Origin of the sequence: Mesorhizobium sp. M0088, assembly GCF_040322895.1 — a bacterium.
Lineage (GTDB): Bacteria > Pseudomonadota > Alphaproteobacteria > Rhizobiales > Rhizobiaceae > Mesorhizobium.
In genome coordinates this window covers 210312-227033 of sequence record NZ_JAMYUI010000004.1, presented here as the reverse complement: position 1 = coordinate 227033, position 16722 = coordinate 210312, and the positions used below count along the sequence as shown (strand labels likewise).

Here is a 16722-nt window from a genome sequence, read left to right as displayed (position 1 = left end):
TGAAAAAGGCGGCCCCCAGGGCCGCCTTTCGCACAGGTATGTTGCATTTTTACCGCTAGACGGCCGCCGTTCTTGACGCGCCGGTCGGCTGCGTGATGCTTCAGGAGCCAGCGCCGCTAAGCGTGGTGACCGCGCGGCGGTTCTGCGACCAGCAGGAGATGTCGTCGCAAACCGCGACCGGACGTTCCTTGCCGTAGGAAATTGTCTTGAGACGGCTGGCCGAAACGCCCTTGGCAACGAGGAAGTCGCGGGTGGCGGCGGCGCGGCGGGCGCCGAGCGCCAGATTGTATTCACGCGTTCCGCGTTCGTCGGCATGACCTTCGACGACGATGGCATACTGCTTGTACTGGTTCAGCCACTGCGCCTGGCGCGAGAGCGTCGTCTGCGCGTCGGCACGGATCGAGGTCGAGTCCGTATCGAAGAAGATGCGGTCGCCAATGTTGACGGTGAAGTCCTGCGCCGATCCGGGTGTTGCCGCGCCGGCGCCGTTAAGGCCAAGATCGGCCGCATTGTTCGGCGTCTTCTTCGAGGCGCAACCTGCGATGGCGAGCATCGCCACCAGCGCGATCATGACCGGGTTTCTGGTAAGTGCTGCAATACGGCCCATGCCGCCTCTCCTTCGTATTTCGAGTGGTCTAATTTGAGTGATTTCGTTGATCACCCAGTAACCACGTTTGGGTTAACCGGCATTCAAGAAACACGGTTAATTTTGCTTTAAGCTGCCCGTCCGCAGCCTCTTTGTCCGGGGGCCACAGTTGGCGCGGACCCTAGGCGGAAATGCGGCTAAAACGCGACAAAGAGATGGAAATGAGGAATTGAAGAGTTGGGGAATTGAGGAACTGAAGAGAGAATTCACTTCAGCTTTTCTCTCAGATTGATCAGCATGCCGTAGATATGGGCATAGGATCGCAGCCAATCGTCGTGTTGTGCCTGGCTGATGTATCCAAGGTCGAACGCATAGGAAATCCACGTCTCCACCTCGCTGCATGACCCCATTGCCATCGAAATGAACCGCGCGAATTCGGGTTTGGAGTGAGTCTGCTTGGCAAATCCCTCAGCCAAATTGGCGCAGATTCCTTTGCTGGAGCGACGCAACTGATCAGCCAGTGCGTATTGCTCCATTTTCGGGAAAGCGAGCGTAGCTTTATGGACGTCAAGAGAAATCACATAAGCGCGTTTGTATACCTCTAGATCCTTCGCGCGATTAATGTGGCCGCCCGCCTTCTCCATTCTTCAGTTCTTCAATTCCCCAGTTCCTCAATTCCTCTATTCAAGCAGCGGCGACCAGGCCGGGTCCGAAGCGAAGTTCGCCGTCGGGATCGATTGCTCGTTGCGTCCGGTCAGATCGACCGAAACCAGTTTGGGGCCGCCGGCGGAATCGCGGAAGAACATCAGCACGCGGCCATTCGGCGCCCAGGTTGGCCCCTCCTGCTGGAAGCCGGAGGACAGGATGCGCTCGCCCGAGCCGTCGGTCTTCATGACGCCGATCTGGAATTCGCCGCCGGTCTGCTTGGTGAAGGCTATGAGGTCGCCGCGCGGCGACCATACCGGCGTCGAATAGACGCCGTCGCCAAAGGAAATGCGGGTCTGGCCCGAGCCGTCGGCTCCCATCACGTAGATCTGCGCGCGGCCGCCACGGTCGGAGGTGAACACCACCTTGCTGCCGTCGGGCGAATAGGACGGCGAGGTGTCGATGGCGGTCGAGTTGGTCAGCCTCGTCGTCGAGCGGCTGCGCAGGTCCATGGCGAAGATGTTGGAATTGCCGTCGTCGCGCAGCAGGCTCATGATCACCTTCTGGCCGTCGGGCGAAAAGCGCGGCGCAAAGGTCATGCCCGGAAAGTTGCCGACCAGTTCGCGCTGCCCCGTTTCGATCTGCAGCAGGTAGACCCGCGGCTGGCCGCTTTCATAGGACATGTAGGTGATTTCCTGCCGGTTCGGCGAGAAACGCGGCGTCAGCACGATCGACCTGCCGTCCGAGAGATAGCGCACGTTGGCGCCGTCCTGGTCCATGATCGCGAGGCGCTTCTTGCGCGCATTCTTGGCGCCGGATTCGTCGATGAAGACGACGCGGGTGTCGAAATAGCCTTTTTCGCCGGTCAGCCGCTCATAGATGGCGTCGGCGATGATGTGGGCGACACGCCGCTGATTGGCGTCGTTGGCGAAGAACTGCTCGCCGGCCATCTGCTGGCCGGCAAAGGTATCCCACAACCGGTACTGGGCGCGGATGCGGCCGTCGGCTTCCTTGCTGACGCTGCCGGTGACCAGCGCCTGCGCGTTGATCACCTTCCAGTCGTCGAAGCGCGGTGCTGCATCGGGGTTGGTGATCTTCTCGATAAAGGCGCTCTTGTCGATCGGAGCGAACAGACCCGAACGCTTCAAATCGGCGGTGACGATCTGCGAAATCTGCGCCCCAAGCGCGTCGCCGCCCTGGAAATCCGTGATGGCGATCGGCAGCGGCTCGACGTTGCCCTTGTTGACGTTGAGCTCGACCAGCGCCAGCGCCGGCAACGTGCTGGCCGCGGTCATGCCCATCGCCATTGCTGCGACCATCAGGAGCGGCTTGAGGATTGATTTCATGTCTTCTCGCTTCTCGTACTGATTTTCCGGATGCCCGGGCCTTAGAGGCCCAGCATCTCCCTTGGATCGAAGGTGACGCGGACGTCGGCCCAGATGTCCTGCTTGCCGGCGGGAACTTGCAGGCCAGTGACATCGCATTTTTGCACCGCACGAACGGCACTTTCGTCGAACTGGCGGTTTCCGCTCGACGTTTCGACCGCCGGGCGTCCGTCCAGCTTGCCGGAGGCATCCAGGTTGAACCGCACCACGACGACGAAGTTCTCGGAACCTTCAAGGCCCGCGGGAAGGGTCCAGCAGCCGCCAAGCTGGCTTTCCAGAGCACCCATTTCGGACCTGGAAAGCTTCTGGCCCTGATCCTTGTCGCCGCCGAGCGACGCCTGCTGGGTCGAGCGCTTGGCGCCGCCGCCGGATGGTTTCTGCTTGTCTAGGAGCGCCGAAATCTCGTCGGCGTTGAATTGCTTGTCGTCGGACTTCGGCTTCGACGACGCTTCCTTGACCGGCTTGTCGGCGTTCTTGCGTTCCGGCGCCTTGGCGCTTTCGGCCTGCGCCGGCTGCGGCTTCGGCCGCGCTTCCGGCGCGGGAGCGGAATCCGGCAGCTGCGTCGCCTCGGCGGGCGGCTCCTGCGCTATGGCTTCAGCGACGGCGTCAGGCTTGACCTCGGGCGTCGGATCGATGGCAGCAGTCTTGTCCTGCGGTGGCGGGGTTGGCGCCGGCTTGGCCGGTGTCGGCTTGGGGTCGGCCTGCTTGACCGGCTCGGGCTTGACCTCTTCCTTGGGCGTCGGCGCCGGCGCCACTTCCGTTGCCGGGGTGGGCTTGGGCTTCTCCTGCGGCTTCGGCACGTCCTCGGGCTTCGGCTTTTCGATCGGGGTCGGCGCGGGCGGCGGCGCCGAGGTCGTGTCGACGGGCTTCGGCTTGGCTTCCGGCGTTATCGGCTTGTCGGTGTCGACGCTGTTCTCGCCGACCTTCTGCGCGTCCGGAACGATGTCCGGGCGCTGCGTCGGCACAGGTGCCGGCTTTTCATGCATCACGGCCTTCTTGTCGCCCTGCAACGTCTGCGCAATGGCTTCCATGGGCACGATATCGACCGCCACCGACTCGACGTCGGACGACGGAAGTGCCGCCGGCGCTGTCAGCGTGAACAGGCCGAAGGTCAGCGCCGCCGTATGCAAGATCACCGATGTGGTGAGGCCGGTCTTCATCGCGCGTCTATTGGTCCTGTTCCTGCAGTGAAACCAAGCCGATGTTCTTGTAGCCAGCGGCCGAAATGCGGGCCATCACCTTCATCGCCGTACCATAGTCGGTGGACTTGTCGCCGCGGATGAAGATGCGCTCCTCATAGCCGGTCTTCGAGATCGCCTGCAGCTTGGCCACCAGCTCCTCGATCGGGATCTCGGTTTCCTGCAGATAGATCTGGCCGGCGGCGTTGATCGAGACGGTGATCGGCTGCGTGTCGGCATTCATCGCCTTGGCCTGCGTATCCGGCAGGTCGATCGGCACGCCGACCGTCAGCATCGGTGCGGCGACCATGAAGATGATCAGCAGCACCAGCATCACGTCGACCATCGGCGTGACGTTGATCTCGGACATCAGCGCATGGTGACGGCCGCGCCGCCTGTGGCCGCGCCCGCCGCGCCCTCCCATGCCCATGGACATACCCATCTGCTACTCCTCAGGCCTTGGGGGCCACTTTTTCATCGATTTGGCGCGAGAGTATGGCGGAGAACTCGTCGGAGAACCCTTCCATGCGCACGGCTATCTTGCTCGCATCGGACGACAGCTTGTTGTAGGCAATGACGGCCGGAATGGCGGCCAGCAGGCCGATGGCCGTCGCCAGCAGCGCTTCGGCGATGCCCGGCGCAACCACCGCGAGACTGGTGTTCTTGGAGCCGGCGATCGCCTGAAACGACGTCATGATGCCGATGACGGTGCCAAACAGGCCGATGAAGGGTGCCGCCGAGCCGGTGGTGGCAAGGAAACCGAGGCGCCCTTCCAGCTTTTCCATCTCGCGGGTCAGCGCCAGGTCCATCGCCTTGTCGATGCGGGTCTGCAGGCCGAGCGGCGACTTGGCGCCCTTCTCGAAACTCTTCTTCCACTCGCGCATGGCGGCGACGAAAATGGCGCCCATGCCGGTGGTCTTGCGATCGGCGAGTGTGCGGTAAAGCTCCTCCAGCGACTGCCCCGACCAGAACACCTGTTCGAACCGGTTGAGCGCCAGCCGCATGCGGGCATAGGAAACCAGCTTGTCGACGATGATCGCCCAGGTCCAGACCGAGGCGCAGAGCAGGCCGATCATGACCAACTTGACGACCCAGCTGGCCGAAACGAACAGCGACCAAACCGACAATTGCGCGCCCGGGTCGGCGAGTGCGATATTTTCCATCGTTACGTCCTTAAGATTTTCCGGGCGAAGCTGGCGGCTGGCCCCTGGCATCCCTTGTGGTCGGTTCGCACGAAGCTACCGGAACAACCCCAAACTGTGCCGTTATCGGCCTTTTCGGGGCAAATATTGGTGAAAGGAAGGCGTTCGATAACGCCAATCTTCACCAATCTCTTCATGAACCGTTATGGTTAAGGATGGGTTAGTATATAAGGCGCGGCGCATTGCCACGCCCAATGGCAAGGCCATCAATTCAATGGCTGCGCCTAGGGTGTGCTGAGATTCAGGTCAGGCCGAGCCGAAAACGGTAGATTCCGAGAACCGGAGCGGAGCGTACTTTTCGTACGTGAGCACCGTTCTACCGCGATGCGAAGAACGGGGAAGCGCAGGAAGCTGCTGTTTGCAGGCCGGCATCACCTGAATATCAGCGCACCCTCGGCATGAATGCCGCCACCCATTCCCTGGGAAACCGCCTTGGGCGGCCATTCTCACCGATGATCGCCGCCTCGACCTTGGCCTCGACCAGCAGTTCGTCGCCACGCTTGAGCTGCTGCGCCATGAAGATGCGCGCGCCGGAAATCTCCTCGGTGCGGGTGTCGACCGTCAGGATGTCATCGATACGGGCGGGGCCGCGAAAGTCGATCTCCATACGGCGCACCACCCAGACTATTCTTTCGCCATGCTTGCCATCGGCAAGCTCTGTGTGGTGCACGCCGGTCAGCCGGAGATAGTCGGAGCGACCGCGTTCGAAGAATTCGAGATAGCGCGCATGGTAGACGACGCCGGAGAAATCGGTGTCGGCATAATAGACCCGCGCCATCAGCCGGTGGCCGAACGTGGTCAGCGCGCCGGAAAGCCCGGCCAGCAGCGTCGCCGATTCACCATGATCGCCCATTGCGCTTCCTTTTTCAGCCCCGACCAGGCACCAGTTTCCCGCGGAACATAACATCGGATGGCACTGTTGACGGCGATGATCAAGAGTTTGACGGCGGCGCTGTTCGTGCTCGTGGCTTTGGCGCTGCCTGGCCAGGCCGCGACATTCTCGATGAAGCGCGGCCTCAACCTCGACCAATGGGTCACATGGCCCGGCGAAGACCAGTGGGGCGACGCCAAGGCCATCCTGCCCTATCCGGAATGGCGCAAATTCCTTGGGGAGAACGACCTCAAGGCGCTGAAGGATGCCGGCCTCGATTTCCTGCGCATGCCGGTCGACCCTTCGCCTTTCCTGTCCGACCAGACCGTGGCCTTGCGTGACGACCTCTATGCCAGCGTGCTGGACTCCGTGCGCATGATCAACCGCGCCGGGCTGAAGGTCGTCGTCGACATGCACCTGATCCCTGCCGGCGGCAGCCGCAAGATCGGCATGGCGCAAGTGATGGACGACCCGCGGACCTTCGACGCCTATGTCGAGATGGTCCGCAAGATGGCCCGCACGCTGGCCGGCGAAGACCCCACCCAGGTTGCCTTCGAGCCGATGAACGAACCGATCGTCGACTGCGACAGCGACGGCACCAGCCTGTGGCCGGACCGCCAGCGCAAACTGTTCGCCGCGGCGCGATCCTCGGCGACGAAACTGACCCTCGTGCTGACCGGCGCATGCTATTCCGCGGCGAGTTCGCTGGAGAAGATCGATCCCAAGACGATCCCTGACGACAATGTCATCTGGACGTTCCACTCCTACGATCCGTTCCTGCTCACCCATCAGGGCGCGACCTGGGCCGGCGACTTCATCCCCTATGTGACCGGCCTGCCTTACCCGCTGAGCGCGGTGCCCAAGGCACAGCTCGACGTGACGCTCGACACCATCCGCGCCAGGATCAAGGCCGAGGCGCCGTGGACACGGCAGAGCGGCCTGCTTGCCTATCTCGACGAACAGGTCGCCAGCATGGACAGTCCCGACAAGTTGCTGGGCCTCATGGATGCGCCGTTCAAAAAGGTCGAGGCATGGGCGAGTGCCAATGGCGTCAGGCCTGAAAACATCACGCTGGGCGAGTTCGGCATGATCCGCCAGGAATATGGCAATTCCTATGTGATGCCCGCCGGGTACCGGGCCGCCTATGTCAGGGACATGATCGGGCGTGCCGAAGCACATGGCTTCTCATGGTCGGTGTGGAGTTATGGCGGCGCCTTCGGCATCGTCGACGCCTTCAATGGCGACAAAGCCGAGCCGGATGTGATGGACGTGATCCGCGGGCTGCATTGATCGCTCAGCCAAGATCGACCGAGAAGATTCCGGGCGCATTCAAAAAACGTACCGACGCAATGCTGAGCCAATACCCGAGACGACGGGCGGCGCACTGGAAAATTACTCTTCCTGGAACAGGTTGATCTGCTGCTGTGCCAGATCCTTCGGCGCGTCGAGGCCGAGATGGCGCCAGGCATTGGCCGTCAGCATGCGGCCGCGCGGCGTGCGCTGGATGAAGCCCTGCTGGATCAGATAGGGCTCGATGATGTCCTCGATGGCATCGCGCGGCTCTGACAGGCCGGCGGCGATCGTCTCGATGCCGACCGGCCCGCCGCCGAAATTGCGCGCGATCATGCTGAGATACCGCCGGTCGAGCGCGTCGAGGCCGAGCGCATCGACCTCCAGCCGGGTGAGCGCCTCATCGGCGATCTTGCGGTCGACATGGCCGTCGCCGGCCACCGAGGCGAAATCGCGCACACGGCGTAAGAGCCGGCCGGCGATGCGTGGCGTGCCGCGCGCACGCCGCGCGATCTCCAGCGCACCGTCGTCGCCAAGCGGCATTTGCAGGATGCGCGCGCCGCGCCGCACGATCTGCTCCAGCTCCTCGACCGTGTAGAAATTGAGCCGTACCGGAATGCCGAAACGGTCGCGCAGCGGATTGGTCAGCAGGCCGAGCCGCGTGGTGGCGGCGACGAGCGTGAAGCGGGCAAGGTCGATCTTGACCGAACGCGCCGCCGGTCCTTCGCCGATGATCAGGTCGAGCTGGAAATCCTCCATCGCCGGATAAAGGATCTCCTCCACCGCCGGGCTCAGCCGATGGATCTCGTCGATGAACAGCACGTCGCCTTCCTCGAGATTGGTCAGCAGCGCGGCAAGATCACCGGCCTTGGCGATGACCGGACCCGAGGTCGAGCGGAAATTGACGCCGAGTTCGCGCGCCATGATCTGCGCCAGCGTCGTTTTGCCCAGACCGGGCGGCCCGACGAACAGCACATGGTCGAGCGCCTCGTTGCGGCCTTTGGCGGCCTCGATGAACACTTTGAGATTGGCCCGCACCGCCGCCTGGCCGACGAAATCGTCGAGCGTCTGCGGCCGCAAGGTCTGCTCGGCATCCTCGCCGCGTTTTTCCGGCGCAATCAGGCGGGGCGACAGGCTCATGACGCCTTCCTTACACACGGCAAGGAGCTGAACAAGCGACGGTTCACCGCGCCAGTTCCTTCAGCCCGAAGCGGATCAGCTTTGGCGCATCGGCATCCTCGCCCGCCGTCTTCAGCGCCGCCGCCACAGCATTGGCGGCGGTGTCGCGCGAATAGCCGAGATTGACCAGCGCCGAGACCGCGTCGGTGATGGGCGCGGATGCCACGCCGTCACCGAGTTCCTGTTTCAGGCCGATGGTGCCCGAGGCGGTTCCGGCATAGGCCGGCGCCTTGTTCTTCAACTCGGTGACGATGCGCTCGGCCACCTTCTTGCCGACGCCGGGTGCGCGCGACACCATGGCAATGTCGCGCAGCGCAATGGCGTTGGCGAGGTCGGCCGGCGCCAGCGTCGACAGGATAGCCAGCGCCACCTTGGCGCCGACGCCCGGAACATTGTTCATCAGCAGCCGGAACCACTCGCGTTCCAGCACCGACTGGAAGCCGTAGAGGCGCAGCATGTCCTCGCGCACATAGGTCTCGATGAACAGCACCACCGCTTCGCCGGGCGAAGGCAGCGCCGCCAGCGTGCGCGCCGAGCAATAGGCGACGTAGCCGACGCCATGGATGTCCACGAGGCAATGATCCTCGTCGACCTCGTCGAGCGTGCCCTTGAGCTTGCCGATCATGCCAGATCTTTCATGGAAGATAGGCCCTCATGGGTGCGTTTCAGGAGAGATGATGTCGAGGTCGGGAAAATAGCTGCGGTAGCGAGCAGCGTCGCGGGTCAAAAGACGATGTCCAGCGACGGTCGCGTGAGCGCCGATAAAGAAATCGGGCAAGGTTCTTTCCCTGACGCCACCGGCCCGGCGATAGCGGGAATGCGTGACGCCGGCAAGGAACGCCGCGTCCCAAGATACAAGTTCGCGATCCATCCCAAGCATGTCGACTGCTTTTCGAAGCGCCGTTTCCGTCGCAATCAGCGGCGCCAACTCGGACCAGACGATCGTGTTGACCACCAACGCGCCGTCGCGGCGGCAGGAGGCGATTGCCGATGCCGACCATCCTTTCATCGGTCCGGCTGGACCCCAAACGTCGATCAGGACATTTGTGTCAATCAACGTCGAGATCTTCACGCGGCCCCCTCAACCACTCCATGTACTGATCGGTGGTCATGCCTCCCAGATCCAACGTCCCCTCCATCCGGTCGAGGACATCGCTGAACCTGCGCAATTTCTCTTCCTGGGAGAGGTGCTCGTTGACGGCAACCAGCCGAACGCCCTCGTCGGTGGCCACGAACTCCACCTCGGAGCCCGGGGCGATGCCCAGACGGTCCCTTATCGGCTTGGGGATTGTGACTTGCCCCTTGGTGGTCACACGCATGGTAATACCTCTGCGGTATTACCTATTCCTGCAACGTGAACAAGTCAAGAACGTAGCTAGCCGGCCAGCGCCATCCTGTAGGCCACGCTTTGCCGATGATGCGCGTGGCAGATGGCGATGGCCAGTGCGTCGGCGGCATGTTCGGTATCGAAGACGGCTTTTGGCAACAGCACCTTCACCATCATGTGGATCTGCTTCTTGTCGCCATGGCCGACGCCGATCACCGCCTTCTTCACCGCGTTGGGCGCATATTCTGCAACGACAAGCCCCGCACGCGCCGGCACCAGCATGGCGATGCCACGCGCCTGGCCGAGCTTCAGCGTTGCCACCGCGTCCTTGTTGACGAAGGTCTGTTCGACCGCCGCCTCGTGCGGCATCGCGCTGTGCAGGATTTCGGCGAGCCCGTCATGCAGCTGGCACAGCCGCGTTGCCAGCGCCGCCTTGTCGTCGGACTTCACGGTGCCGGAAGCAATGAAGCGCAGCGAATTGCCGAGGCTTTCGACGATGCCCCAGCCGGTGCGCCGAAGCCCAGGATCGATACCGATGATGCGAATCGCTTCCGCCATTTGCCGAGTTTACCTCCGGCCCACAGCGATGCCAGCGAAATGTGAACAAACCGGAAACAGAAGACAGACCGAGGTCTAACCCCGAGCGAAAGCCGTGTTGAGCAGGCTGATCTGGTCGGAAACCGGATTGAGGCGGCGAGCCATCGGTTGCATGTCGACCAAGGCGCCCGAGCCATAGATCTCCTCGTCCATGCGGCGCACCAGTGCTTGCAGGCGCAGCGAGCGGGTGACGAGATCGAGGAAATCCTCGGGCAACTCGGCCCAGCCGGCGGCTTCGTCATGGGCGGAAGCGGTGTCGAGACGCACCTTGGACTTTTCCGACGCGACCTGGTCGCGGGTCATCTCGCCGGAATTGGCGGCGCGCTGCAAAAGCAGCCAGGACGCAACCTGCATCAGCCGGGTGGTCAGCCGCATCGATTCGGCCGCATAGAGCGTGGCGCCCAGCCGCGACAGTTTCTTTGCCTCGGCCCGGCCCTTGCCGTCGAGATATTCGGCGGCCTGTTCGACCAGGCCCATGCCTTCCTGGTAAAGCGGCTTGAAGGATTGCGAGAAAACCCGGCGCTCCGCCAGCTTGACGGTTTTCGCACTGCCCTTCGAAGGCTCGTTCATTGATACGCCCCTGCACTTGCAACCGGCCGATTCGGCTCCCTGCCGATACACCCGGAACCCTATCTGACTGAAGCTTGAAAATGCGCTTCGTCACCGGCGAAGGCAAGCACATGTTTAACAGAAGGTTAACGGCGAGCCGCCATTGGGCGGCCCCGCTGAGACGCGGACAAAAAGGGAAATGAAGACAAAAAAAGAGCCGCGGATAAGGCGGCTCTCAGGAGTTTAACAGGGAGGCGTCAAACAAAGTGGCTCCAACCACTCGGTAAGAATCCAGATCACTGGATGAACATAGTAAACACCTGTAAAGCTTAATGAAGCCTTAACGGCGCGGATGTTTTTTGACCGAACGCCGCCATACTGTGCCGTAACAGGACAGCATCTCCTGCGTCAGGCTAGCTCAGGCTGTCCTCCAGATCGCCGGCAAGGCGATGAAGGCGAACAGCAGCATGGCTGCGTAGAAGCCCATCGAGGAGGCCGCCACCAGCGGTTCGATCGCGGCATTGCCGGCAAGCAGGAAATAGAGGCCGATCAGCAGGCCGATGCCGCTGATTGCGGTCAGCCAGAAATGAACGGTGGCGAGCGTCTTCTGCCCGATGGCAGGGAACAAATGGTAGAAGAAGGCGAAGACCGCCGACATCAGCCATCCGGCCACCATCGTGTGGGCGTGAGTCGGCATCTGACCGTGATCCTGGCTGATCGACATGTGCAGGCCGAGCGCCATGCCGCACAGCGAATAGATGACGGCCAGTGTGAAGAAATTCCGTGCTACCCCTTGCATGTCTGTCCCCCGAATTGCCTTTTCCCGTTGTGGGAATGGGTTGATCGTCAGGCGATTGTTGTCGCCACCGGGCTCCCGGCGTTAGCGCGCTAGCATCGGCGATGTTTCCGGACGATGTCGCGCCAACCCCCTCCCGACGATTCGTACATTAGCAGGAAATCAGATAGCGCGTTCACTATCTCAGCCGCTTCTTCATTGCCTGAAACAGATCCGGTTTTTCGCGACATCGTTCCGAAACAGGCGCCACGCTAAACGCCCGCTCCTCTGACGGCCGGCGCAAATCAGCGCCGCCGCAACCTGACCGGAACACTGCAGGAGCGACCCATGGACTGGTACACGATCGTCAAATTCCTCCACGTCACTACCGCCATTCTGTGGGTCGGAGGCGGCTTCGTGCTGTTCCTGCTGGGCATACTTGCCGAGCGGGCGGGCAACATCGAGGAAAAACTGCAGGCAATGCGCGCCAGCGGTCAGCTGGGCGGCAGGTTCTTCGCGCCGATGTCGATGCTGACGCTGATTTTCGGCCTCATCATGTGCTGGTTCTGGGTCGGCTTCTCCGACCTGTGGATCCTCATCGGCCTGGCCGGCTACGCCACGACCTTTTCGATCGGCATGTTCATCTTCAAACCGACCGGCGAGCGCATGGGCGCAATGATCGCCAAAGAGGGCGTCACACCAGAGGTTCTTGCCATCGGCCAGCGTATGATGAGCGCGGCGCGCTTCGACTATGCCGTGATGGTGGTCATCATTGCCGACATGGTGCTCAAGCCGACCGTGCATGACATCGGCATCCTTGCCGGGATGGTGCTAGCCGTCTTGATCGGCGCCACACTGGCCTTTGGCGGCAACCGCCGTCTCGTGCCGAGCGCTGCCTGAAGTCAGACGCCGCCCTGCCCTGAGGTCGTGCCGGTGCAAGTGTCGCATGGTCGCGATCCGACCCAAAGGTGATTTCGGACGGCTGCGCCTACGATCATGCTACAAAGTCGGGACAACGGACCCTGCCATCGACGGTGGCGTGCTTCAAAATTAGCTTCAAGCGATTTCTCGCTTCGACAGGCTGGCGTTCGATCTCCTGCTCGGCGGCGCCCACGCCGCTCATGGCCGCGAGCGCAACGATCAGGTAGTCGGTCTCTTGGCCTTTCCCGGACAACATGGTGCTGATCGCTGGCAAGATGTAAGGAGCAACCTCCATCGGCGAGCGGCAAGCAGCGCCTATGGCGTCGATGCGGACGATGTTGTCGTCGGAGACCATGCCGGCCAGCACAGCCGGCGTCCCTTCGGCGCCGAGCCCGACAGCCGCAACCAACAACGGCGAGGTGTTGCGCGACAGATGGTCCCGCACGACCGCAAGCACCGCCGCCGAGTGATCTGCCAGGAAGGCGTCATCCTGGCGCGCCACCAGCATCGCCAGTTGCCGGTCCTGATCGTAGTTTGGAGCACTCACAGGCCATGCCAGCCGTGTCAGGATCGGTTCGGCCAGCAACGCCACCAGATCTGGACGGCCGCGCCACAGCACATTTAGACCACCAATCCGCGACATCCGACGGTCGAGCGTGACGGCAGACAGGGCCGAACGGTCGTCACGGTCCAAATCAACCGCACCGGACCAGAACCTTTCCGTCCATTGGTTTACTGCGGCCTCCAGATCATAGTCGAAGCGATCCGCTCCAGGCTGGGCAAGGATCGACAGCACCATATCCCTGTCGGGTTGCAGCGGGTCATCGGCAAAGAAGACCATTGCCTGGACCGGTATGTTAGGCCGTCGTTTTCCTTCGGGACAAGCGAAAAGCCGAGTTCGTCCATCAACGCCAGCAAGGGTTGTTGATTGACCGCGCGGTCGCTTTTCGAGATTCCAGTCCCGCTTACCGTCGTCAGCAGCCCGGCATACGGAAAAATCAGGAAGGGCGCCGTCGCGCTGCCGATCTCCACTTCTGTGGCGCGCAGGAGAGGAACGTCCTTTCCCTGCCGTCTTTCCGAGACTTCTACCCGCCGCGCCCGTTGGACAGTGGTCAACGAGAATGTGGGGATCGAACGGTTGGCGACTTCCCTCTGGCTGATACTGATGCCATCCATCATGCCGATTCCGCGCGACGGCATGATGCAAATTCCGGCAATCTTTGCCTTTGTTGTCGATCGAAGGACCCTTGTGTGGCGGCTGTCAAAGGCTGTAGGGCACCTCGCCATCGCCGTAAGGGAGTAGCTGACCACGACGTTCGGCTCGCCGTGCCGGGCGTGGGCGATGACGGCAACGGTTGTGACCTGACGTGTCAGCAGCAGGTGCTGGCAGATCTCGTCGCAGGCGGCATGCTCAATAGGATCGTCGCCTTTGCGGACAAATGCCACTTGGTCGCGGATCAGCTCAATCTGTTCCGGCCTGCGCGGCAAAGGCTTGCGGAAATCACCTGAGGTAAGCTCGATCAGGGTCCGCTCCGCGCGCGGTGCAGCGATCCTGGCGGGTATGATGGCCAGCGCGGATGCCGCGCCGATACTGACGAGCGCGGCAAGCGACCAGTGAACGCCTCTTCGGTACAGCAACAGCCCTGGCATCATTGCCGTGACGTAGAGCCAGATCGAGGGGATCAACACTCCGATGCCAAGGGTCAGAATGCCGACAACGATCACTAGCGGCGGCATTGCAACCAACAGTACCGTCACTGCGGTCAAGGCCGCATAGGTGATAAAGAAGGGGCGACCGACGATCATGGAGCAGTAATACGCACGGGAGCATTAATCGTTCGCCAAGCTCAGGCTTGAAATTCTAATTGAGGTGGCATCCACGTTGGGCAGAACTGGACTTGAACGATGGTCCGCTCTGAAATGGCGCGACGAGTGTCTGGATATCGCGCAATGTGCCCGTTCTGACGGATGGGCCGAACCGCAACTTCCCGCTCTGAACGGACTGTCGTCGTTGGTACCAAGCGTCAGATTTTGACTACTAGATAAGACCTGCGATGCCATCCCACAGCAGCTTCAGTGCAACGACCGCGACGGTTGCATAGGTGAAGGGATAGAAGGTTTCCGGCCGCATCCGCCGCACCAGCCAGGCCCCGGCAATGGTCGACAGCGGCGCCAGCGGCATCAGCACCGCCGATGCCGTCAGATTGGCGGTGTCGAACTGGCCGAGCGCGAAATAGGGCACCAGCTTCAGCGCATTGGTGGCGGCAAAGAAGATCGCGGCGGTGCCCGATAGAACCTTCGGATCGAGCCGGATCGGCAAGGCATAGACTTGGAAGGGCGGGCCGCCGACATGGGCTACGAAGCTGGTGAACCCGGCGACCGTGCCCCAGACCGCGGCGGCGACGCGGTTGGGCGCGGCAGCGTGATCGGCGCCATGGCGGAACTGCAGATAGAGCCAGCGCAGGACGAAGATGATGGCGACGGCGCCGACGATCAGCCGCACCGCCTCTTCGGTCACCAGTGCCGCCGTCAGCCAGCCAAGGCCGATGCCGATGACGGCACCCGGCATCATGTCGACCAGCATCTTTCTGTTATAAACGCCCCACCATGTCCATACCGAGACGATGTCCATCAGGCACAGGATCGGCAGCAGGATGGCCGCCGCCTGCACCGGCGGCATGGTCAGCGCCATCAGCGGCACGCCGACGAAACCGACGGCGCCGCCAAAGCCGCCCTTGGACAGGCCGACCAGAATGACCGCCGGAATGGCAGCCGCATAGAACCACGGATCGAGAAGCAGGCCTGACATGGGAGGGGACTGGTCCGGAGGGAAAGCGGGTCGACGCTTGAATAGCCCAGAATCTCGGGCGGAGCGACAGCAAATATGAGCGTGGCGGCCGCACACTCGGCCGACGCCGGCCAGTGCCTAGCGCCGAGCCGAGACCAGCAGGAACATCGGCCGCTCGAGCTCTTCCGCCAGTTCCGGCTTGGCTGCGATTTGCGCATCGGTCGGCCGGAATTCCTCGACATGGCCGATGGTGAAGCCGGACCGGATCAGTGCGTTGAGGGTGGTGCCGATCGTGCGGTGATGTTTCACCACGCCCTTGGCCAGCCAGTCGGTGCTGCGCGGTCCTTCCACCAGATATTGGTCGACAGGCCACGTCTTGCGGCCTTCGCTATCGATCACCCAGCCGGGTTTGGTCGGCGCCATGAAGATCGGATGTTCCGTCGAAAAGACGAAACGCCCGCCAGGCGCCAGGGCCCGATGCACGGTCCCGAACAGACGCGACACATCCTCGACATAGTGCAAGGCGAGCGAGCTGTAGACGAGATCAAAGCTGGCTTCCGGCAGGCTGAGCCGATCGAGATCGGCCGTCTCATAGCTTATGCCAGCATCGGGGCCGGCGGCCCTTGCCCGGGCAAGCATCTTCTCCGACAGATCCAGGCCAAGCACCTGCGCCGCCCCATGCTCGCGGGCCCAGCGGCAGAACCAGCCGAAGCCGCAGCCGAGATCGACGACCCTCAAGCCGCCGACATCGGGCAGCATGGCGCGCAATACCGGCCACTCGGCGGCACCCTCCAGCCCTTCGACCGAACGGCCGAGCTGGCTGTAGCCTGCGAAGAAATCCTCACGATCGTATATATACTGCGCCATGGTTCCGGCCTCGTTTGGGCCGGCACACTAACCAACCGGCCACCGGCTTTCCACCCAACTCGATCAGGAGGCCTGCAAGACCTTTGCCCTATCCCGAGAGGCGGTTGCGTCAAGCGGCGGCGGCCGCCGCCGGATCGGCTGCGCCTTGATGATGGCGGTGCTGGTCTCGGCCTTGTCGGCGATACGGTCCAAAATCCCGTCGAGATCACCGATCGAGCGCACGAACAGTCGGGCGACGAAACAATCATCGCCCGTCACCTTGTCGCATTCGCCGAATTCGGGAATTTCCTCGATCAGCTTCTGGACGATGTGCAGCTTGCCCGGCAAAGGCCGGATGCGCACGATCGCCTGCAGGGTATAACCGAGCGCCAGCGGATCGATCTCGACAGTGAACGCCCGGATGACGCCGCGCTCCTCGAGCCGTCGCAGCCGCTCCGAAACGCTTGGCGACGACAGCCCGACCTGGGCGGCCAGTTCCTTCAGCGAGGTCCGTGCATCCTTGACCAGGATTTCAAGGAGATTCCGGTCGAGATCGTCCAGCATCTTTTTCTTTCCCCGATAG

At 62.4% G+C, this 16722-nt stretch carries 21 protein-coding genes; 2 read left to right on the top strand and 19 right to left on the bottom strand.

The genetic code is table 11. The features are described 5' to 3' along the window. Window positions 1-100: 100 nt before the first annotated feature. The 7 genes from pal to ybgC all read right to left on the bottom strand — a co-directional run bounded on the left by pal (window position 101) and on the right by ybgC (window position 5849). On the bottom strand, window positions 101-607 hold the full coding sequence (gene pal / locus NKJ67_RS06950) for a peptidoglycan-associated lipoprotein Pal (RefSeq protein WP_013529149.1): 507 nt from the start codon (window positions 605-607) through the stop codon (window positions 101-103). 245 nt (window positions 608-852) lie between these two features. Beyond that, entirely contained in the window at window positions 853-1230 is a 378-nt protein-coding gene (locus NKJ67_RS06945; RefSeq protein ID WP_292334499.1) for a four helix bundle protein, read from the bottom strand. A gap of 36 nt (window positions 1231-1266) precedes the next feature. After that, a complete protein-coding gene (gene tolB, locus NKJ67_RS06940) occupies window positions 1267-2577 on the bottom strand; it encodes a Tol-Pal system beta propeller repeat protein TolB (RefSeq protein ID WP_127270138.1) in 1311 nt (436 codons plus the stop codon). 41 nt (window positions 2578-2618) lie between these two features. Beyond that, entirely contained in the window at window positions 2619-3776 is a 1158-nt protein-coding gene (gene tolA / locus NKJ67_RS06935; protein ID WP_127327924.1) for a cell envelope integrity protein TolA, read from the bottom strand. A gap of 7 nt (window positions 3777-3783) precedes the next feature. Next, window positions 3784-4236, bottom strand: coding sequence for a protein TolR (tolR, locus tag NKJ67_RS06930; protein WP_023811855.1), 453 nt, complete (start codon window positions 4234-4236; stop codon window positions 3784-3786). A 10-nt stretch (window positions 4237-4246) separates the two neighbouring features. Next, window positions 4247-4957, bottom strand: coding sequence for a protein TolQ (gene tolQ / locus NKJ67_RS06925; protein WP_013529145.1), 711 nt, complete (start codon window positions 4955-4957; stop codon window positions 4247-4249). 421 nt (window positions 4958-5378) lie between these two features. After that, a complete protein-coding gene (ybgC, locus tag NKJ67_RS06920) occupies window positions 5379-5849 on the bottom strand; it encodes a tol-pal system-associated acyl-CoA thioesterase (protein ID WP_127269539.1) in 471 nt (156 codons plus the stop codon). A gap of 57 nt (window positions 5850-5906) precedes the next feature. Here ybgC and NKJ67_RS06915 point away from each other — a divergent pair, with 57 nt between their 5' ends. Continuing rightward, the gene (locus tag NKJ67_RS06915; RefSeq protein ID WP_352580893.1) at window positions 5907-7157 is read left to right on the top strand and encodes a glycoside hydrolase family 5 protein; all 1251 of its coding nucleotides are present in this window, start codon (window positions 5907-5909) and stop codon (window positions 7155-7157) included. A gap of 102 nt (window positions 7158-7259) precedes the next feature. Here NKJ67_RS06915 and ruvB read toward each other — a convergent pair whose 3' ends face one another. From ruvB to NKJ67_RS06880, 7 genes are all read right to left on the bottom strand, one after another. Next, complete coding sequence (gene ruvB / locus NKJ67_RS06910; protein ID WP_023811851.1) at window positions 7260-8297, bottom strand: Holliday junction branch migration DNA helicase RuvB; 1038 nt, start codon at window positions 8295-8297, stop codon at window positions 7260-7262. A 43-nt stretch (window positions 8298-8340) separates the two neighbouring features. After that, entirely contained in the window at window positions 8341-8961 is a 621-nt protein-coding gene (gene ruvA, locus NKJ67_RS06905) for a Holliday junction branch migration protein RuvA (RefSeq protein WP_013529140.1), read from the bottom strand. A gap of 27 nt (window positions 8962-8988) precedes the next feature. Continuing rightward, window positions 8989-9408 (bottom strand): type II toxin-antitoxin system VapC family toxin, encoded by a 420-nt coding sequence (locus tag NKJ67_RS06900; RefSeq protein ID WP_127268491.1) that lies wholly within the window; start codon window positions 9406-9408, stop codon window positions 8989-8991. Beyond that, window positions 9386-9655 carry an AbrB/MazE/SpoVT family DNA-binding domain-containing protein gene (locus NKJ67_RS06895; RefSeq protein WP_352580892.1) on the bottom strand — a complete coding sequence of 90 codons (270 nt, stop codon included), beginning with the start codon at window positions 9653-9655 and terminating at the stop codon, window positions 9386-9388. Before NKJ67_RS06895 ends, NKJ67_RS06900 begins: the two co-directional genes overlap by 23 nt. A 56-nt stretch (window positions 9656-9711) precedes the next feature. After that, window positions 9712-10221 (bottom strand): crossover junction endodeoxyribonuclease RuvC, encoded by a 510-nt coding sequence (gene ruvC, locus NKJ67_RS06890; RefSeq protein ID WP_127268489.1) that lies wholly within the window; start codon window positions 10219-10221, stop codon window positions 9712-9714. Between the two features lie 75 nt (window positions 10222-10296). Next, window positions 10297-10830, bottom strand: coding sequence for a protease adaptor protein RcdA (gene rcdA, locus NKJ67_RS06885; RefSeq protein ID WP_127320883.1), 534 nt, complete (start codon window positions 10828-10830; stop codon window positions 10297-10299). 397 nt (window positions 10831-11227) lie between these two features. Continuing rightward, entirely contained in the window at window positions 11228-11608 is a 381-nt protein-coding gene (locus tag NKJ67_RS06880) for a hypothetical protein (protein WP_352580891.1), read from the bottom strand. 324 nt (window positions 11609-11932) lie between these two features. Between NKJ67_RS06880 and NKJ67_RS06875 the strand changes: the two genes are divergently transcribed. Further along, the gene (locus tag NKJ67_RS06875) at window positions 11933-12484 is read left to right on the top strand and encodes a DUF2269 family protein (RefSeq protein WP_352580890.1); all 552 of its coding nucleotides are present in this window, start codon (window positions 11933-11935) and stop codon (window positions 12482-12484) included. A 94-nt stretch (window positions 12485-12578) separates the two neighbouring features. Here NKJ67_RS06875 and NKJ67_RS06870 read toward each other — a convergent pair whose 3' ends face one another. The 5 genes from NKJ67_RS06870 to NKJ67_RS06850 form a co-directional block, all read right to left on the bottom strand. Beyond that, complete coding sequence (locus tag NKJ67_RS06870) at window positions 12579-13304, bottom strand: hypothetical protein (RefSeq protein WP_352580889.1); 726 nt, start codon at window positions 13302-13304, stop codon at window positions 12579-12581. Continuing rightward, entirely contained in the window at window positions 13238-14311 is a 1074-nt protein-coding gene (locus NKJ67_RS06865; protein ID WP_352580888.1) for a hypothetical protein, read from the bottom strand. Before NKJ67_RS06865 ends, NKJ67_RS06870 begins: the two co-directional genes overlap by 67 nt. A gap of 232 nt (window positions 14312-14543) precedes the next feature. Then, complete coding sequence (locus NKJ67_RS06860; RefSeq protein ID WP_352580887.1) at window positions 14544-15314, bottom strand: sulfite exporter TauE/SafE family protein; 771 nt, start codon at window positions 15312-15314, stop codon at window positions 14544-14546. A gap of 117 nt (window positions 15315-15431) precedes the next feature. Beyond that, on the bottom strand, window positions 15432-16160 hold the full coding sequence (locus NKJ67_RS06855) for a class I SAM-dependent methyltransferase (protein ID WP_352580886.1): 729 nt from the start codon (window positions 16158-16160) through the stop codon (window positions 15432-15434). A 63-nt stretch (window positions 16161-16223) separates the two neighbouring features. Continuing rightward, window positions 16224-16703, bottom strand: a complete 480-nt coding sequence (locus NKJ67_RS06850) for an Lrp/AsnC family transcriptional regulator (protein ID WP_127268483.1) — start codon at window positions 16701-16703, stop codon at window positions 16224-16226. Window positions 16704-16722: the final 19 nt, after the last annotated feature.